This window comes from Burkholderia guangdongensis (assembly GCF_013403875.1).
Classification (GTDB): domain Bacteria; phylum Pseudomonadota; class Gammaproteobacteria; order Burkholderiales; family Burkholderiaceae; genus Burkholderia; species Burkholderia guangdongensis.
This window is the reverse complement of sequence record NZ_JACBNX010000051.1, coordinates 1-1,607: the sequence shown is the minus strand read 5'-3', so window position 1 is coordinate 1,607 and position 1,607 is coordinate 1. Positions and strand designations below refer to the sequence as shown.

Annotated in this window: 1 protein-coding gene; it reads right to left on the bottom strand. The window is 60.7% G+C overall.

Annotation, left to right across the window (positions count from 1 at the left end):
- Positions 1-35: 35 nt before the first annotated feature.
- Entirely contained in the window at positions 36-1,508 is a 1,473-nt protein-coding gene (locus HZI36_RS26595; RefSeq protein ID WP_179405656.1) for an ISNCY family transposase, read from the bottom strand.
- Positions 1,509-1,607 lie beyond the last annotated feature (99 nt).

The window sequence follows — 1,607 nt, the reverse complement described above, 5'->3', positions numbered from 1 at the left end:
AATGTCCCCGCTAAGTTCAATTGTCGTGCTTCCAGCTAAATTGAAATGTCGCGGTGTTTGGGCTTTGTCTTGTCCTTGTTTATGGTGTTGGGGTGGGGCGGCGAAGCCGCCCCCCGTTCCCTGACTCCTTTGGCGCTGACTTCGAGAATGGCTTGATTTAGGTCGGCAACCTCGAGTGCACGCTGCTTCTTCAGCCCGATGAGCGCCTTCTTCGCTCGAACCTCTTCACCGCTATGGGTGCGGGACGGTGAACCGGATGCACGGCGATCGTCACGGATGGTCTGGACGCGCCGGGCGACTTCCAGTGCGCTGGCCAGCCGCTTGTTCTCAACCTCTGCGCCTTGATCGATGCACGTGATGCGATCGTATTGTCGGCACGGCAGCACCACACCGTTGGCCTGTACCTCGATCACGCCATCGGGATATTCGACGACCTCAACGTATTCGCGCACGAGGCTGCGATTGGCCGCCGAATCGGCTAGCAGGTACATCACGCGGTCATACTGCACCGTCAACGCATTGGATACTCTGCGCGGCACGCGATAGGACAGTATCTGCCTCAGATCTTCGTCCGCGCGCAGCGACCGATGTGCATCGTGATCGCTCCTGGGCGGCTTGCCGAAGCGCCGATTGAAGTCAGCGATGAAGGAGGGCGCATATGCATTGGCTGCCTCGCGCGTGCTGATTCCGCGCAGCCTGAGTTCCTTGACGAGCCGGTCCTGCAGTGTCAGGTTGGCCCGCTCCACGCGCCCCTTGGCTTGACTCGTGTTTGCGCAAAACGCGTCGATATTGAGCTCGTACAGAGCCCGGCCAAACTGCGTGACGCCTTTGCCCGCAGTCTCCGAGCGTTTCCTCACGTAAAAGACGCTCGCCTTGTCGCTGTAGAACGCCACCGGCTTGCCGTGCGAACTCAAATACTTTGACAGCGCCTCGAAATAGCTGAACGTCGACTCGTTCGCCGTGAAATGCAGCGCCATCAGCCGTCCGGTTGCATCATCGATGAACACCAACAGCGTACACGCGGGCGCACGGTCCTCGAACCAGCGGTGGTCGCTGCCGTCGATCTGAATCAGTTCGCCCAGGCACGCGCGCCGATTCCGCGGCTGGTAGACCTTCGGCGGGCGTTGTTTGCGCGGAATCCACAGACCGGAGGCCATCATCAGCGTACGAACCGTTTCGACGGCCAGATCGATGCCGTGACATTCGCGCAGCTTCTCGCACGCCAGCGTTGGTCCAAAATCCGTGTAACGCTCGCGGATCAACGCCAGCGCCCGCTGCGCTTTGCCAGCAGGCAACTGGTGATTGCTCGGGCGCCCACGCTTGCCCGACACCAGTCCCGCCACGCCGGCCGCGCGATAGCGCAGCACGAGGCGCTCAACCTGCCGCACGCTCAAACTCAGCCGGTCGGCTGCCTGGCCGGGCTTGAGTCGACACTCGGCCACTGCCTCAATGACCTTCAGCCGATCTACTTCATGCATCGTCATCGTGATCGTCCCAGTCGCGTTCATCGCCGGCGCTCCCTGAGGGGTGTCGGCGATCAACCTACAGGCCAAAACACGACATTTTTATTTAGCGGAAACGCGACATCTGAACTTGGGACCTACACA